Genomic DNA, 14,617 nt, shown 5'->3' with positions numbered 1-14,617 from the left:
GGCGGTGTCGTCTCAGGCATTGTCTTCTCCCGGAAGCAGTGAACGCAAACGCAACAGCGCGATCTTTTCGACCTGCGCTGACGCCGTTTCAAATTCCTCTTCGAGATTATTGTCAATCCGCCTTTCGAAGGCAGAGAGAATATCGTCCTTGTTCAGCCCCTTGACCGCGATGATGAAGGGAAAGCCGAATTTCTCCGTGTACGCGGTATTCAGCGCCTTGAACCGTGCATGTTCGACAGCACTCAGGCGGTCCAGTCCGGCGCCTGCCTGCTCCGCCTTGGAATCCTCCGTCAGTCCGCCGGCGATGGCCAGCTTGCCAGCAAGATCCGGATGGGCGCGAAGAACTGCCAGGCGTTCGGCATGCGAGGCGTCACGAAACGGTGCGACCAACGCTTCATGCACGGCATCGGACGTCAGCGAAATATCCGGGGCCGCGTCAAAAGCACGCTCCGCCACCCAGGGCGAATGCTCGAAGATCCCGCCAAATCGCGCGACAAACTCATCCCGCGCCAGCATCACAGGCCACCTTCCGGCTTGTGATGCTCCTGCCAGTGCCGGGCGATGTCGATGCGCTTCGGCGTCCAGACCTTTTCGTGGCTGAGAACATAATCGAGGAACCGGGCGAGCGCTGCGGCCCGGCCCGGGCGGCCGACGAGACGGCAATGCAGGCCGACATTCATCATTTTCGGACTGCCGTCCTTGCCCTCGGCATAGAGCACGTCGAACGTGTCTTTCAGATAGGCGAAGAACTGGTCGCCGGAATTGAACCCCTGCGGCGTTGCAAAGCGCATATCGTTGGCATCGAGCGTGTAGGGTATGATCAGGTGCGGCTTGTCCTTGGTGAGGCCCGGCACCCAATAGGGCAGTTCGTCGGCATAGCTATCGGAGGAATAGACAAAGCCGCCTTCTTCGATCACCAGCTTCAGCGTGTTGTCCGATGGCTTGCCCTGGTACATGCCGAGCGGGTGCGATCCCGTCAGTTCGGTGTGCAGGCGCACGGCATCGCGGATATGCTTGCGTTCTTCCTCCTCGGAAAAATCCTTGTATTCCAGCCAGCGGTAACCGTGGCTGGCGATTTCCCAGCCAGCTTCCTTCATGGCGGCGACTGCTTCCGGATTGCGTGCCATGGCAAGCGTCACGCCATAGACGGTGACATCGACATTGCGGCTGGTAAACATCCGCCACAGCCGCCAGAAGCCGGCACGCGAGCCATATTCGTAGATCGATTCCATGTTGAGATTGCGCTGGCCGGCCCAGGGCTGCGCGCCGACGATTTCCGACAGCAGCGATTCGGATGCCTTGTCGCTGTCGAGAATACAGCTCTCGCCGCCCTCTTCATAATTGACAACAAACTGCACCGCGATACGCGCATCGCCCGGCCAGCGCACCTGCGGCGGATTGCGGCCATAGCCGATGAGATCGCGTGGATAGGATTGCTCTGCCATTAAATCACCCTTCGAATTTGCCGGACGGTAGCATCCGGAACCGGAAAATCGAAGTCAAAATGGCGGCCGGAGGTGATCTGTCCAAAAGCTTGAACAGGCCGGACCTTTACCAGTCAAAACGGCATCGGCCGCTCAGCAGCTCGCCTGCAGCAGACGGGCAGCGACAGCCGCTTTCGATTCACGGATGCGCGGCACATTGGTAAGCGCCGTTGCGCTGGCCTTGGCACCGGCAGCGACCGGTCGATGCGCCGAGAGCTTGCCGAGCGGGTGCTGCGAATGCACACGCAATGGCGCACCGGGCTCGGGCTCGATGAACAGAGCAAGGCTGGAAATTTTGAGTGGATCGGCGATCACCGGCTCGAAGAAATCACGCAAGGCGGCCTCGAAGCGTGCGTTGAGATTGGAATTCACCGGACCCGTCAGCATCATGTGAAAGCGGAATTCCTCCATCACATAGGGGTAGCCCCAGCGATGAAGGTTGGAAAACTGTGGCGCGGTCAGCCGGTCCGGATCCCGCCGCTCGATCTCGACATCGCTGAGCGGCGCCCGAAATTCATCAAACGCCTGAACCACGGAAGCCGCAAGATGGTTCATCTGCTCACAGGGAACCGAAGGTGCAAGGCCGAAGAATTCGCCCAGCCGCCCGATTTCCATCCGCGGAATTTCGAACGGGGTCATCGTGCTGGCGAAATGCATCAGCGCCTTCAGCAGCGCGGGCTCACTGGTTTCGTCATGCAGGCGGAACGGCGCCTTGATCGTTCCGTGAAATCCGTAACGGCGTGGCACGGCCGTGTGGAAAGCCAGTTCCTGGCGGCTGAAGCCGGCAATGGAGGGCGCCTCCGGGGCTTCGCCGGAATAGACGTTGCGGCCAAGCCAGCTTGCTGCGGCGACCGACAGCGGATCGTATATCGACGGCGTGAAATAGATAGCGTACCGCATCGGCCCCGCTCCGTTTAAACTTGTTCTGAAGCCGGGGTTAAGTGATTTGCATGACACAATGACGAATGGGGCGGTCGATAGTACTTGCCTTACCGTCGCTCGATCAAAAACCGAATCCTCCCTGCAAATGCCGACTTTTGGACGGAACCAACCCGCTTTTGCTTCGTTTTCTCCGCGGTAACATTAAAAAACGGAGACGAAGCATGACCTACCAGGACAACACTATCCAGGATGCCAGCGTCAAGGAAACACACGACCTGATCGCCAGTGACAAGGTGGTGGGAACCCGCGTGTATGGCCAGGATGGAAAACACATCGGCTCGATCGAACGCGTGATTCTGGAAAAGCGTAGCGGCCGTGTTTCCTATGCCGTGCTTGGTTTCGGTGGCTTCCTCGGCATCGGCGAAGACCACTATCCGCTTCCGTGGCAAAAGCTCAGCTATGACGAAAGTCTTGGCGGCTACCGGACCGATATCACCCGCGAACAGGTCGAAAGCGCGCCAAAATATCAAGGCGATGATGATTATGACTGGAACAAGGAAAACGGCCGAAAGGTCTATGACTATTACGGCGTTCCGCCCTACTGGATGTAATATATCATAATAGTCAGCGAAAAGCCCTGCTCGCCCGAGCAGGGCTTTTCGTATGAATGGCGGGCCATATCCGGCCGCCAAGGCCTATGAGCGTAACAGCGAAAAATGGCTGGCACAGCGAAACGAGTCCGGCAGTGCATCGTCCCGCTGTCCGGCCATTTCGCCGATGACGCTGGACGCGAGGCGGTGCGCCAGTCCGAAGCTGATCTTGAAGCCGCCGGTCAGGGTGTAAAGCCTTGGATGATCGGGGTGGCGGCCCGTCATCGGATCGCGGCCGATTGCCTTTGGCCGCAAACCAGCCCAGCGCTCGATCACTGGCGCATCGGCAAGCAAGGGCACCACCGCGCGTGCCCGCGCCAGCAGATCGTCAAGCAGGTGATCGTTCGAAGACGGATCTTCAAAACTGTTTTCGCTGGTGCTTCCGACCGCGACCAGGCCATTGTCATGCGGCACGACATAGAGCCCATCCATGAAAATGACCGGCAAAGCGGGATCGAGATCGGCTTTCAGCACCGCCGCCTGCCCTTTGACCGCGCCGCCACTGGACACCGTCAGTGGCGTTTCCTCAAGCGCATCCAGATGCCGGAAGGTATCGACGCCGTTGGCGAGAATGCAGGCGCCGAAAGAGACGGAATGACCGTCCGAAAACGTCGCCGTGCCGGCAGCCGGGTCGAGGCCCAGAAGCGCACGCCCTGCCTCGATCCGCACATGGCGCGACTGAGCAAGTGCTGCAGCCAGCAGGGCAAGCAACCGACGGGGATCGACGCGGGCGGCCAGCGTATCGAACACGACGCCGCTGGCCATCGCCTCGTTTTCCGGCCAACCCGCTGCCGCCGGGCTATCCTGCACATGCCAGAAAAACCGCTGGTCTCCCTGATGCCAATTGACAAGCGCATCCTGCTCGTGGCGCAGCGCTATCGTTCGTAAATGCGGCTTTGGCAACGGCATCAGGCGGCCGGAACGCTGGTAACCGGCGGATAGTCCGGTTTGCGCTTCCAGACCCAGGATTTCCTGCTCGAGCGAGAGCAACGCATCGAACTGGAACTGTTTTTTATCGTCCCAGCGATCCGGCATGTAGGGCATCAAAGCGCCGAGCACGCCGCCGCTGGCACCGGCACCGATCCTGTCGCGCTCGACGAGAACGGTTTTCAGCCCGGCCCGATCGGCCATGACGGCCGCCCAGAGGCCCATGATGCCGCCGCCGGCAATCAGCAGATCCACCATCGATTGACCTTCTTGAACGTGGAGATTATCGGTTTGCCATGACCCGCGATCAATTGGACGGAACGCCCACGCCGGACGGGCAAAGCCCGAACCGGCAAACGCTTGAATGGCACGAGGGCGATATGCCCTATTCGCAGGAATTTGGCGACCATTTTTATTGCCGCGAAGACGGGCGGCTGGAATGCGGCCATGTCTTTCTCGCAGGCAATGGCCTGCCCGAGCGTTGGCGCAGACCCGGCACATTCAGGATAGGGGAGCTCGGGTTCGGTACCGGACTGAATTTCTGCGAGACATGGCGGCAATGGAAGGAAGCCCCATTCGAGGGCGCAAACCTGCATTTCGTCTCGTTCGAGCGATTTCCGATGCGCGCGCCCGAAATCGACCGGGCGCTATCGCGCTGGCCGGAGATCGAGGCAGAACGGCTGGCGCTGTATGCCCAGTGGCCGGACTATCCGGAGGGCCGTATCGACATCGATTTCGCAGGCGGATTGCGTCTCACCGTGATCTGCGGGCCTGCCCTTCAAGGTATCAGTGATTTCTCAGAGGTATTCGATGCCTGGTATCTCGACGGCTTTGCGCCCAAGCGCAATCCCGACATGTGGTCGGTAGACCTGATGCGGCTTGCCTATGAAAAGACCGTCGAGGGCGGCACGTTTGCGACCTATGCCGCTGCCGGTTTTGTCCGCCGCAACCTGCAGGCTGCAGGTTTTACAGTCGAACGCAGGCCCGGCTTTGGCAGCAAGCGGGAAATGCTCGGCGGCGTAAAATCGACATCGCGCGTCGCGGAATAACCAGCCTCGAAACCACCCTTCTCTTTCAGGGAATTTTGCTGTCGCAAATGGTGGCGCCTTCGGGGCACCGGATCTGCAACATGCCCCTCTGTCCAAACCGATGGAAAAGTCATGAGCGAGCACGAATTTCCGCAGTCCACCCAAAGCGACACCGAAGCGCCGGTGGAACGCCGCCGCCGAACCGGCGGACGTGGCGCGGATCGCTCGCGCAAGGGCGTAAGCAGCTCGAAATATCTCAATCTCGTCAACACGATGGCGAAATCCTCCGTGCTGTCGGAAGAGGCTCTGGAGGCCGTTCATGATGCCTCGCTGACCATCCTTGAAGAGATCGGCATGGACGTGATCCTGCCGGAAGCCCGCGACCGGATGAAGGCGGCAGGTGCCGACGTGACGCCCGGCACCGACCGGGTGCGTTTCGATCGCGGCCTGATCATGGACATGATGGCGTCCGTGCCATCCGACTTCACCATGCATGCGCGCAATCCGGTACGCAATGTGCAGATCGGCGGCAACAATCTGGTGTTCGCGCAGATCGCCTCGGCGCCGTTTGTCGCCGACCGCGAGGGCGGACGCCGTGCCGGTAATCAGGAAGATTTCCGCAAGCTGGTCAAGCTTGCCCAATCCTATGACATCATCCACACCACTGGCGGCTATCCGGTCGAGCCGATCGATATCCACGCGTCCGTGCGCCATCTCGATTGCCTGTCCGACATGGTGAAGCTGACCGACAAGGTGTTCCACTGCTATTCGCTCGGCCAGCAGCGCAATATCGACGCCCTTGAGATCGCCCGCATCGGCCGCGGTATTTCCGCCGAGCAGATGGAAAGCGAGCCGTCGCTGTTCACCATCATCAATACGTCCTCACCGCTGCGCCTCGACGGGCCGATGCTGCAGGGCATCATCGAGATGTCCTCGCGCAACCAGGTCGTCGTCGTCACGCCGTTCACGCTGGCGGGCGCTATGGCGCCGGTGACGATCGCCGGTGCGGTCGTGCAGCAAAATGCCGAGGCGCTGGCCGGCATCGCCTTTACCCAGATGGTCCGGCGCGGGTCTCCGGTCATGTATGGCGGCTTCACCTCGAATGTGGACATGAAAACCGGAGCGCCCGCCTTCGGTACGCCGGAATATATGAAGGCCGTAATTGCCGGCGGTCAGCTCGCCCGCCGCTACAAGGTGCCCTACCGCACCTCCAACACCAATGCTTCCAATACGCTCGATGCACAGGCGGCCTACGAATCGGCGCTGTCGCTCTGGGCGCTGACGCAGGGCGGCGGAAATTTCATCATGCATTCGGCCGGCTGGAGCGAGGGCGGCCTGACGGCATCCTTCGAGAAATTCATTCTCGACGTCGACATGCTGCAGATGGTGGCGGAATTTCTCACCCCCCTCGACGTCAGCGAGGATGCGCTTGGTCTCGATGCCGTCCGCGATGTCGGCCCCGGCGGCCACTATTTCGGTACCGCCCATACGCTCGCCCGCTACGAGACTGCCTTCTACTCGCCGATCCTGTCAGACTGGCGTAATTTCGAAACCTGGACCGAGGCCGGGCGGCCGACGACCTACGATCACGCCAACCGCGTCTTCAAGGAAAAGCTCAACGAATACGAGAAGCCACCGCTGGACCCTGCCATAGAGGAGGAGCTTGATGCGTTTGTTGCCCGCCGGAAAGCCGAAGGTGGCGTTCCGACGGATTTTTAACGGAGGATCAGTTCGACATCGCAACGCGAACCGACGAAATCAACTTGTCAGTCGGAAGGTTGCTGTAGTCCTTGCTGATCTCGGCAATGGTCTTTGCCCGCGTTGCCGTTGACAGCATCGAGCGAAGATCGCCAAGCGTCTGGGGTGCTGCGCAGACAACCAGGCGGTCGAATGCCCCCTCCTGCTCATAGCTGTCGATCTTGCTGGCAACATCGGCAGTGAATTTCTGCTGTTCTTCGCGCACCGGATCACTGGAATATTCCATCGCAGAACGGCCATGTCCGACCGACGAATGGCTGCGGCCGGGCCTGTCGCTCATGATGTCTTGGACACGCTTGGTATCCAGCTGAAAAACCTCCTGCTCGGGGCTCTGGGGTCCATCTTTGAGGAAATTCACGCCCTTCAAAAGGCGAGCCTGGTTTCCGTCAGCGGCAAGAATCCATGTCGTGGTCATACTTCACTCCTCGAGCAATGTTCATATCGGCAACCGCATGTCACCATACCGGCGGCAGGACGACTGGGCGTCAACACACGCCTCGTTCAATCATGGCGCGTGTGAGTTTCAACGCAGCGGCAAAAAGGAAGGTTCCGAAATAATCCCTGTAAAATCCGTTGGGTAACCCTGACGGCGGAAACCTGATCTATGGGCCTGGCAGAACTGCATCTATGGTCCACGGGAAATCGAACGCTGGATGGATGCCATGGCCGAACCGCTGAAAAATCTTTTGCATCCGGCACTCGTAAAGACGATGGCGGGTCATATCGCCGCCCATTCCACAGGGTTCGAACTATGCGGTCCATCATCGCAAAGCCAATGGCAGCCTTGCGCCGAAGGTGTTGAAATGGAAGAGCCTCGTGCTTGCCCCCGCTGAGACCGTTACGATGACGCGCCAGCATGCGATACGCGCCAAGCGGCAGTATCATCCCGGCGGCCCGGCTGGACATTCTCGTCAACGGTACCGTTCTGGCAGGCGGAGATTTCCAGCTCGTGATGGCGTAATCCACCGCTCTGTTCGCACCTGCAAAAAACTACCCCTTGACTTTTGACCGCAAAACAACGACATGAGGCCCAGCGTCACCTTCCGGCCGCCGCGTGAGCGAGCCCTGCGGGATCTAACCGATCCGTAACGAAGGATAAGCGCAACACAGAATGTTTTGCCAAACGTGGCAAAATGCATGCGCTAGACGAGTTTAATCAACCCACAAGTTCCCAAATCACGCGGGGTTCTTGACGCGAAGCGAAACCGGAACCGCATGGTGCAGTTCCGGCAAATCTCGTTTTGCGCCCCCGAAAAAGGTACTACATTGACCACTTTCAAAGACCTTGGCCTCTCCGAGCACGTGCTTTCGACCCTCACCGCCCTTGGGTTCGATACGCCGACGCCGATCCAGGCCGAAGCCATTCCGCTCGTGATGGAAGGCCATGACCTCATCGGTCTCGCCCAGACCGGTACCGGCAAGACGGCCGCTTTCGGCCTGCCGATGATCGAAAAGATGCTGAAGGACGACAAGCGTCCCGATCCGCGCAACATCCGTGCTCTCGTTCTCGCCCCGACCCGCGAACTGGTGAACCAGATCGCTGCCAACCTGAAGGACTTCGTCAAGAAGACCCCCTTGAAGATCGGCCTCGTCGTCGGCGGCGCATCGATCAACAAGCAGTCGGAACAGCTGGCGCGCGGCGTCGACATCCTCGTCGCCACCCCCGGCCGTCTTCTCGATCTCGTCGCCCGCCGCGCCGTCACCCTGACGCAGGCGCGTTATCTCGTGCTTGACGAAGCCGACCAGATGCTCGACCTCGGCTTTATCCACGACCTGCGCAAGATCTCCAAGCTGGTTCCGAAGAACCGCCAGACGCTGCTGTTTTCGGCCACCATGCCGAAGGCGATTGCCGATCTTTCCAGCGAATACCTGAGCAACCCGAAACGCGTCGAAGTCACGCCTCCAGGCAAGGCTGCCGACAAGGTCGAGCAGTATGTGCACTTCGTCCAGGGCGCCAGCCAGAAGACCGAACTGCTGAAGAAGTCGCTGACCGAGAACCCGCAGGGCCTGGCTCTCGTCTTCTCGCGCACCAAGCATGGCGCCGAAAAGCTGATGAAGCATCTTGAGCATACCGGCTTCTCCGTCGCCTCGATCCACGGCAACAAGAGCCAGGGCCAGCGCGAGCGTGCCTTGAAGAACTTCCGTGACGGCCAGACCCGCGTTCTCGTCGCCACCGACGTTGCCGCGCGCGGCATCGACGTTCCCGGCGTCACCCACGTTTACAACTACGATCTGCCGGAAGTGGCGGATGCCTACGTTCACCGCATCGGCCGCACCGCCCGTGCGGGCCGCGACGGTATCGCCATCGCGTTTTGCGCGCCGGACGAAATCCGCCTGCTGCGCGACATCGAGCGCCTGATGAACATCGATATCGCTGTTGCCAGCGGCGAAATTCCTGCCGACCGTGCCCGCCCGAAGGGTGGCCGTGGTGGCAATGGTGCCCGCAACGCCGGACGCCCGGCCGGCAACGGCCATGCCGAGCGCCGTCCGCGTCCGCAGGGCGGCAGCGACAACGTCCACCGCGCTGAACGTTCCGCTCCAAGCCCGTTTGCTGGTGACGATCTTTTGGCAACCGGCGAGCCCAGGAAGCAGCACCGCAAGGGTCAGGGCCCGGCCGCACAGGCAGCCCACGAAACCGCCCTTGCCAAGCGTCCCGGCGGCAACCGCAACGGACGCCCCGGCCAGAAGCAGGGCGAATGGCGCAACCGCAACCACGGCGGCGGCAATGCCGCTGGTGGCCAGAGCCGCGAAGCCGGCGCCGGTGCCCAGGGCCAGCGCAAGCGCGCCAACGCGGCACCGCGCCGCGACGAGGCGTAAGCCAGTCCAGTAAAAGGAGCAGGGTTCGCCTTGCTCAGATTTCAAAGCCGCTCGCAGCATCCTGTTGCGAGCGGCTTTTGTTTGTGCTGGTTGTCACCTGTCGCTCGATTTCCGGCAAGGCTACCGGCCCGCAACGGTCGCGAGCATTGCGGACTGATTCTGAACTTTTCAGCGTGGATCCGATTGGGCTGACGGCGTTTGAATCCTGCAAAAGAAACTTGTTACTGCTTCCATCCTCTGGAGTTCGTTTGCGAGCGCAAAAGCTTAGGAAGCGCCTTCACTGCAACTGAAATGAAACGTTTTCGCTGCATGCTGCAGCAAGTTAAGCGTCGATATGAAATCGAGATGTGGGAACGATTCATGCACAGCAGTTTGCCATCTCGCTGCGAAAGCCGTTTTGACGCGATGAAAGTGGACGCCAGTCAGCAGATTCCACACAGCCCTGCGAACTCCGAACAGTTCAATCGGCTTCAAAACCTGTTTGATAAATCGTTCAAGGCGGCTCGGGTCGGCATTTGGGAGTGCACCCTGCCGGATGAAACGCTCACATGGACGGATACAGTCTACGAGTTGTTTGAGTTGGAACCGCGGTCGCCGCTGGTGAGAGAAGCCACCGTTGCACTCTATCTCCCCGAATCGCGTAGAAAGCTAACCGAAGTTCGCAGCGCGGCGATCAAAGATGGAGAAGGATTTACGCTCGACGCCCAAATTGTTACCGCCAAGGGCAACCCGCGATGGATCAGAATCACCGCCATTGTTGAAAGAGTTGATGGCCAACCGGTGCGAATATTCGGAATGAAGCAGGATATAACTGCCGAAAAGACCCTGTTCGAACACATTCGTTGCCTGGCGGAAACCGACCCCGTCACGGGGCTTGCATCACGGACAAGGTTTGAGGCAGCGTTTGATGAGGCTGTCACTGCCGGTCCACCGGCACAAAAGGCACTTCTGCTCATAGATTTGGACAGCTTCAAAGCTGTCAACGACAGGTTGGGACATCAAGCCGGGGACGAGTGTTTAAGAGACGCTGGCCGGAGAATTGGTGAAGCAACGCCGAATGCGACTGTGATTGCACGCCTTGGCGGTGATGAGTTTGCCATTATTCTTGATTGCCAATCGGTCGAACGCCTTGAAGACGCCGCTGGACGCATCACCAGTAAATTGGAATGGTGGGTCGGACCCTTTCCAAACAAACTCAAGGTGAGTGCCTCCGTCGGCGGGGCAATGATCCTGCCGGGAATCCCCGCCAAAGACATCTTCGCTGAAGCAGACAGGGCTTTGTATGCCGTGAAAGCGAAAGGCAAAAACAGCTTGAGCCTGCCATCGGTGACCGGCAAGGTCGCAGACGTCGCCTGACAGACGGCAGTCGGTATCGACGATATTCCTATTACGCCGGATGGGTCATACTCGTCCCCGTTCCCTGCGAGTTGTCGCCATCGGCCTTCAGTGTCCACAACCGGCGCACATTCGCCCACATGTAACCGCCATCACTTTTATCCCGCCGCCTTCCTGTTCGTCAGATAAACCCCGGCAACAGCAATCACCGTACCAACAATCATCGGCAGCGTCAGCGTCTCATCAAACAGCAGCCACGCTTGCAAGGCTGCCAGCGGCGGCACCAGATAGATCAGCGAAGCGGCCTTTGAGACCTGCCCGCGCCGGATGAGATAAAGCAGCAGGGCAATCGCTCCCATCGACAGGCCGAGAACCGCCCAGGCCAAGGCCGCAAACAGCTGCACGCTCCAGATCACCCGCATGTCTTCCAGCAAAAACGCGGCAGGGATGGTGACGATCAGCGCGCCGACATATTGCAGGGTCGCGGTCGAGCGGATGTCGCCGTCCTGAAGGTATCGCTTTTGGTAGATGGTGCCGTAGGTCACAGCCGCCATTCCCAGAACATTGATGGCCACGGGAAACAGATGGATCGGCGACATGCCGGTATCGATCGCCAGAACCTTGGGAACGACGGCGAGCGCAATCCCGAGAAAGCCCAGGGTCAGCCCGATCTTCTGTTGGCCTGAGAGGTTTTCACCGATCAACGCGGGGGCGGCAACCGCCGTCATCAACGGCTGCAAACCGGCGATGATGCCTGAAATCGCCGCTGGCACTCCTTGACCGATCGCCCACCAGACGGCGCCGAGATAGAGCCCGTGCAGGAAGATGCCGGAGATCACTGCATGCCCGGCGCCAGTCCATGTCTTTGGCCAAGCAGCACCCGTCGCCAGACAGAAGCCGACGAACAGCATCGTGGCGAGCAAATAGCGCAGCACCAGGAACGTCAGCGGATCGGCATAGATATCGGCGTATTTCGCCATCACCCATCCCGTCGACCAGAGCATCACGAAAATGGCCGGGGCCAAGCGGTCGAGGGTCATGGAGGCATTCCCAATACGATACAAACGTCATCGAATGCGATAGGGCCGCACAAGATGATGGTCAAAGCAAAATTCCTGATGTTTAGCGTCAATCTCCGCAACAACCGTCGGGTATGGCTGCATAAATTTTGGGCGTTACAGACTTCAAAGTCCGGCGACTTACCCCGGAATTCGGGCCGACTCGGCAAACGGTAGTATTTCATGATGAAAACCGCGCCATGACCCTCCGGAAAACCCGCCAAAAGGCCCATAAAAGCGGCGAAATTTCTTTTGTCTTCGATTGAGCATGCTTCTTGCATTGCTGTTGCTGTTGGTCTCAAATGACAAAAAAGGGGATCACACCGTTGGCATTTGACGAAATGATGAATGCGGACAACAGCCCGCGCCAGCCTTACTCGACTTACAATGATTGGTACGCAGCCCAGGACAAGGCCCGCCTGATCGCCAAATCGCGGGAGGCGGAAAACATATTCCGCAAGACCGGCATCACCTTCGCGGTCTACGGACACGCAGACAGCTCCGAAAAGCTGATCCCCTTCGACCTGATACCGCGCATCATTTCCGGCCGTGAATGGCGCAAGCTCGCCCAGGGCATCGAACAGCGGGTCATCGCCCTCAACGCCTTCCTCGACGACATCTACCACAAACAGGAAATCATCAAGGCCGGCCGCGTTCCCCGTGAGCTGATCGAGCGCAACGTCGCCTTTCTGCCGCAGATGATCGGCTTTCGTCCGCCGGGCGGTGTCTATACCCATATCGTCGGCACCGATATCGTGCGCACCGGGGAAGACCAGTTCTATGTGCTGGAAGACAATGCCCGCACACCGTCGGGTGTCAGCTACATGCTGGAAAACCGCGAGACGATGATGCAGATGTTCCCGGAACTGTTCCATCAGAATCGTGTTCGCCCGGTCGAGAACTATCCTTATCTGCTACGCCATTCGCTGGCGTCGCTTGCCCCTCCCGGTTGCGAAGGCAAGCCGCGTGTCGCAGTGCTGACACCCGGCATCTACAATTCGGCCTATTACGAACATGCGTTCCTGGCCGACATGATGGGCGTCGAACTGGTCGAAGGCTCGGACCTGCGCGTCATCGACGGCAAGGTGAAGATGCGCACGACGCGCGGTTACGAGGCGATCGACGTGCTCTACCGCCGCGTCGATGACGATTATCTCGATCCGCTGACCTTCAAGCCCGAATCGGCGCTGGGCGTTCCAGGCATCATGGACGTCTACCGCGCCGGCAATATCACCATCGCCAATGCGCCGGGCACCGGCATCTGCGACGACAAGGCGATCTATTCCTACATGCCGGAAATCGTCGAATTCTACACCGGCCGCAAGGCGCTGCTGGAAAACGTGCCGACCTGGCGCTGTTCGGAGGCCGATAGCCTGAAATACGTGCTGGAAAACCTCGCCGATCTCGTCGTCAAGGAAGTGCACGGCTCCGGCGGCTACGGCATGCTGGTCGGGCCGACCGCGTCCAAGAAGGAGCGCGTGCTGTTTGCCGAAAAGCTCAAGGCGCGTCCCGCCAACTATATCGCCCAACCGACGCTTTCGCTTTCGACCGTGCCGATCCTCGTCAACAAGGGCATCGCTCCGCGCCACGTGGACCTGCGCCCTTACGTCCTCGTATCCGACAAGGTGCAGATCATTCCGGGCGGGCTTACCCGCGTAGCGTTGAAGGCCGGTTCGCTGGTGGTCAATTCCAGCCAGGGCGGCGGCACCAAGGACACCTGGGTTCTGGAGGACTGACATGCTTGGTAGAACCGCAAACGGCCTCTACTGGATGTTCCGCTATATCGAGCGGGCCGAAAACAGCGCCCGGTTGATCGATGCCGGCCTGCGCATGTCGCTGACCCGCTCGGAGGCAACCGAAGACGATTGGGACGGCGTGCTGCAAAGCTCCGGCGTTCGCGATATCTATGACGACCTCTATCCAACGCTGACCAGTGCCGACGCCATCGATTTCCTGCTGCGCGACAAGTCCAATCCGTCCAGCGTGATGTCCTGCATCGATTCGGGCCGCAACAATGCCCGCATGGTGCGCACCGCCCTGACGCGCGAAACCTGGGAAGCCACCAATGAATGCTGGCTGGACCTGAAGACCATGCTGGCCCGGCGCGTCAAGCCGGCAGACCTGCCGGAAGCGATCGATGCGATCAAGCAGAGGACCGCGCTGATCCGCGGCGCCTTCCATGGCACCATGCTACGCAACGAGATCTTCAACTTCTCGCGTATCGGCACCTTCATCGAGCGGGCCGACAATACCGCCCGCATTCTCGATGTGAAATACTATGTGCTGCTGCCGGCAGTGTCGCAGGTCGGTTCCTCGATCGACAACGTCCAGTGGGAATCGATCCTGCGTTCGGTGTCGGCGCATCGGTCCTATGGCTGGGTCTACGAGGCGGAATACAGGCCATCCAACATTGCCGACTTTCTGATCCTCAACGGCCGCATGCCGCGCTCCCTCGCCTACTGCTACGACAAGATCGTCAGCAATCTCGGCTACCTTGCCCGGGAATATGGCGAAGGCCATGCGGCCCATGCAACGGCGGAAGGGACGCTTTCTTCCCTGCGCAGCCATTCGATCAAGGATGTCATGGACCAGGGACTGCACGAGTACATCGAGAATTTCATCAGCCACAACAACCGTCTGGGACAGGAAATCTCCGATGGCTACCGGTTCAACTGAGA

At 59.7% G+C, this 14,617-nt stretch carries 14 protein-coding genes; 8 read left to right on the top strand and 6 right to left on the bottom strand.

Features of this window, described 5'->3' with window-relative positions:
* Positions 1-12: 12 nt before the first annotated feature.
* From uraD to ACP7BS_RS15400, 3 genes are all read right to left on the bottom strand, one after another.
* Positions 13-516 carry a 2-oxo-4-hydroxy-4-carboxy-5-ureidoimidazoline decarboxylase gene (uraD, locus tag ACP7BS_RS15410; protein WP_426238803.1) on the bottom strand — a complete coding sequence of 168 codons (504 nt, stop codon included), beginning with the start codon at positions 514-516 and terminating at the stop codon, positions 13-15.
* Positions 516-1,445: an allantoinase PuuE gene (gene puuE, locus ACP7BS_RS15405; protein ID WP_426238802.1), complete on the bottom strand. Its 930-nt coding sequence runs from the start codon at positions 1,443-1,445 to the stop codon at positions 516-518. The genes uraD and puuE overlap by 1 nt, the downstream gene beginning before the upstream one ends.
* A 132-nt stretch (positions 1,446-1,577) precedes the next feature.
* Entirely contained in the window at positions 1,578-2,384 is an 807-nt protein-coding gene (locus ACP7BS_RS15400) for a DUF1045 domain-containing protein (RefSeq protein WP_426227052.1), read from the bottom strand.
* A 203-nt stretch (positions 2,385-2,587) separates the two neighbouring features.
* Between ACP7BS_RS15400 and ACP7BS_RS15395 the strand changes: the two genes are divergently transcribed.
* Entirely contained in the window at positions 2,588-2,977 is a 390-nt protein-coding gene (locus tag ACP7BS_RS15395) for a PRC-barrel domain-containing protein (protein WP_426238801.1), read from the top strand.
* 84 nt (positions 2,978-3,061) lie between these two features.
* Here ACP7BS_RS15395 and ACP7BS_RS15390 read toward each other — a convergent pair whose 3' ends face one another.
* A complete protein-coding gene (locus ACP7BS_RS15390; protein WP_426238800.1) occupies positions 3,062-4,201 on the bottom strand; it encodes an NAD(P)/FAD-dependent oxidoreductase in 1,140 nt (379 codons plus the stop codon).
* A gap of 38 nt (positions 4,202-4,239) precedes the next feature.
* On the opposite strand from ACP7BS_RS15390, the gene mnmD reads away from it, so the two are divergent.
* Entirely contained in the window at positions 4,240-4,992 is a 753-nt protein-coding gene (gene mnmD, locus ACP7BS_RS15385) for a tRNA (5-methylaminomethyl-2-thiouridine)(34)-methyltransferase MnmD (RefSeq protein WP_426238799.1), read from the top strand.
* 111 nt (positions 4,993-5,103) lie between these two features.
* Positions 5,104-6,690, top strand: a complete 1,587-nt coding sequence (locus ACP7BS_RS15380) for a trimethylamine methyltransferase family protein (protein ID WP_426238798.1) — start codon at positions 5,104-5,106, stop codon at positions 6,688-6,690.
* Between the two features lie 7 nt (positions 6,691-6,697).
* On the opposite strand, the gene ACP7BS_RS15375 is transcribed toward ACP7BS_RS15380, so the two are convergent.
* Positions 6,698-7,144 (bottom strand): host attachment protein, encoded by a 447-nt coding sequence (locus tag ACP7BS_RS15375; RefSeq protein ID WP_426238797.1) that lies wholly within the window; start codon positions 7,142-7,144, stop codon positions 6,698-6,700.
* Between the two features lie 247 nt (positions 7,145-7,391).
* On the opposite strand from ACP7BS_RS15375, the gene ACP7BS_RS15370 reads away from it, so the two are divergent.
* The 3 genes from ACP7BS_RS15370 to ACP7BS_RS15360 all read left to right on the top strand — a co-directional run bounded on the left by ACP7BS_RS15370 (position 7,392) and on the right by ACP7BS_RS15360 (position 10,902).
* Positions 7,392-7,562 carry a hypothetical protein gene (locus ACP7BS_RS15370; RefSeq protein ID WP_426238796.1) on the top strand — a complete coding sequence of 57 codons (171 nt, stop codon included), beginning with the start codon at positions 7,392-7,394 and terminating at the stop codon, positions 7,560-7,562.
* A 433-nt stretch (positions 7,563-7,995) separates the two neighbouring features.
* A complete protein-coding gene (locus tag ACP7BS_RS15365) occupies positions 7,996-9,546 on the top strand; it encodes a DEAD/DEAH box helicase (RefSeq protein WP_426227040.1) in 1,551 nt (516 codons plus the stop codon).
* 198 nt (positions 9,547-9,744) lie between these two features.
* Positions 9,745-10,902, top strand: a complete 1,158-nt coding sequence (locus tag ACP7BS_RS15360) for a GGDEF domain-containing protein (RefSeq protein ID WP_426238795.1) — start codon at positions 9,745-9,747, stop codon at positions 10,900-10,902.
* A 137-nt stretch (positions 10,903-11,039) separates the two neighbouring features.
* On the opposite strand, the gene ACP7BS_RS15355 is transcribed toward ACP7BS_RS15360, so the two are convergent.
* Positions 11,040-11,921, bottom strand: coding sequence for a DMT family transporter (locus ACP7BS_RS15355; protein WP_426238794.1), 882 nt, complete (start codon positions 11,919-11,921; stop codon positions 11,040-11,042).
* A gap of 359 nt (positions 11,922-12,280) precedes the next feature.
* Between ACP7BS_RS15355 and ACP7BS_RS15350 the strand changes: the two genes are divergently transcribed.
* Together ACP7BS_RS15350 and ACP7BS_RS15345 are read left to right on the top strand one after the other, a co-directional pair.
* A complete protein-coding gene (locus ACP7BS_RS15350) occupies positions 12,281-13,675 on the top strand; it encodes a circularly permuted type 2 ATP-grasp protein (RefSeq protein ID WP_426238833.1) in 1,395 nt (464 codons plus the stop codon).
* Position 13,676: 1 nt separating this feature from the next.
* A complete protein-coding gene (locus tag ACP7BS_RS15345; protein ID WP_426238793.1) occupies positions 13,677-14,615 on the top strand; it encodes an alpha-E domain-containing protein in 939 nt (312 codons plus the stop codon).
* The last annotated feature ends 2 nt before the right edge of the window (positions 14,616-14,617 follow it).

This window comes from Pararhizobium sp. DWP1-1-3 (assembly GCF_049896125.1).
Taxonomy (GTDB): domain Bacteria; phylum Pseudomonadota; class Alphaproteobacteria; order Rhizobiales; family Rhizobiaceae; genus Pararhizobium.
This window is presented reverse-complemented; position numbering and strand designations above follow the sequence as displayed.

Bases quoted from the DNA above. Each gene is read 5' to 3' on its own strand.
- uraD (WP_426238803.1), bottom strand. From the start codon at position 516: ATGCTGGCGCGGGATGAGTTTGTCGCGCGATTTGGCGGGATCTTCGAG.
- puuE (WP_426238802.1), bottom strand. From the start codon at position 1,445: ATGGCAGAGCAATCCTATCCACGCGATCTCATCGGCTATGGCCGCAAT.
- ACP7BS_RS15400 (WP_426227052.1), bottom strand. From the start codon at position 2,384: ATGCGGTACGCTATCTATTTCACGCCGTCGATATACGATCCGCTGTCG.
- ACP7BS_RS15395 (WP_426238801.1), top strand. From the start codon at position 2,588: ATGACCTACCAGGACAACACTATCCAGGATGCCAGCGTCAAGGAAACA.
- ACP7BS_RS15390 (WP_426238800.1), bottom strand. From the start codon at position 4,201: ATGGTGGATCTGCTGATTGCCGGCGGCGGCATCATGGGCCTCTGGGCG.
- mnmD (WP_426238799.1), top strand. From the start codon at position 4,240: ATGACCCGCGATCAATTGGACGGAACGCCCACGCCGGACGGGCAAAGC.
- ACP7BS_RS15380 (WP_426238798.1), top strand. From the start codon at position 5,104: ATGAGCGAGCACGAATTTCCGCAGTCCACCCAAAGCGACACCGAAGCG.
- ACP7BS_RS15375 (WP_426238797.1), bottom strand. From the start codon at position 7,144: ATGACCACGACATGGATTCTTGCCGCTGACGGAAACCAGGCTCGCCTT.
- ACP7BS_RS15370 (WP_426238796.1), top strand. From the start codon at position 7,392: ATGGCCGAACCGCTGAAAAATCTTTTGCATCCGGCACTCGTAAAGACG.
- ACP7BS_RS15355 (WP_426238794.1), bottom strand. From the start codon at position 11,921: ATGACCCTCGACCGCTTGGCCCCGGCCATTTTCGTGATGCTCTGGTCG.
- ACP7BS_RS15350 (WP_426238833.1), top strand. From the start codon at position 12,281: ATGATGAATGCGGACAACAGCCCGCGCCAGCCTTACTCGACTTACAAT.
- ACP7BS_RS15345 (WP_426238793.1), top strand. From the start codon at position 13,677: ATGCTTGGTAGAACCGCAAACGGCCTCTACTGGATGTTCCGCTATATC.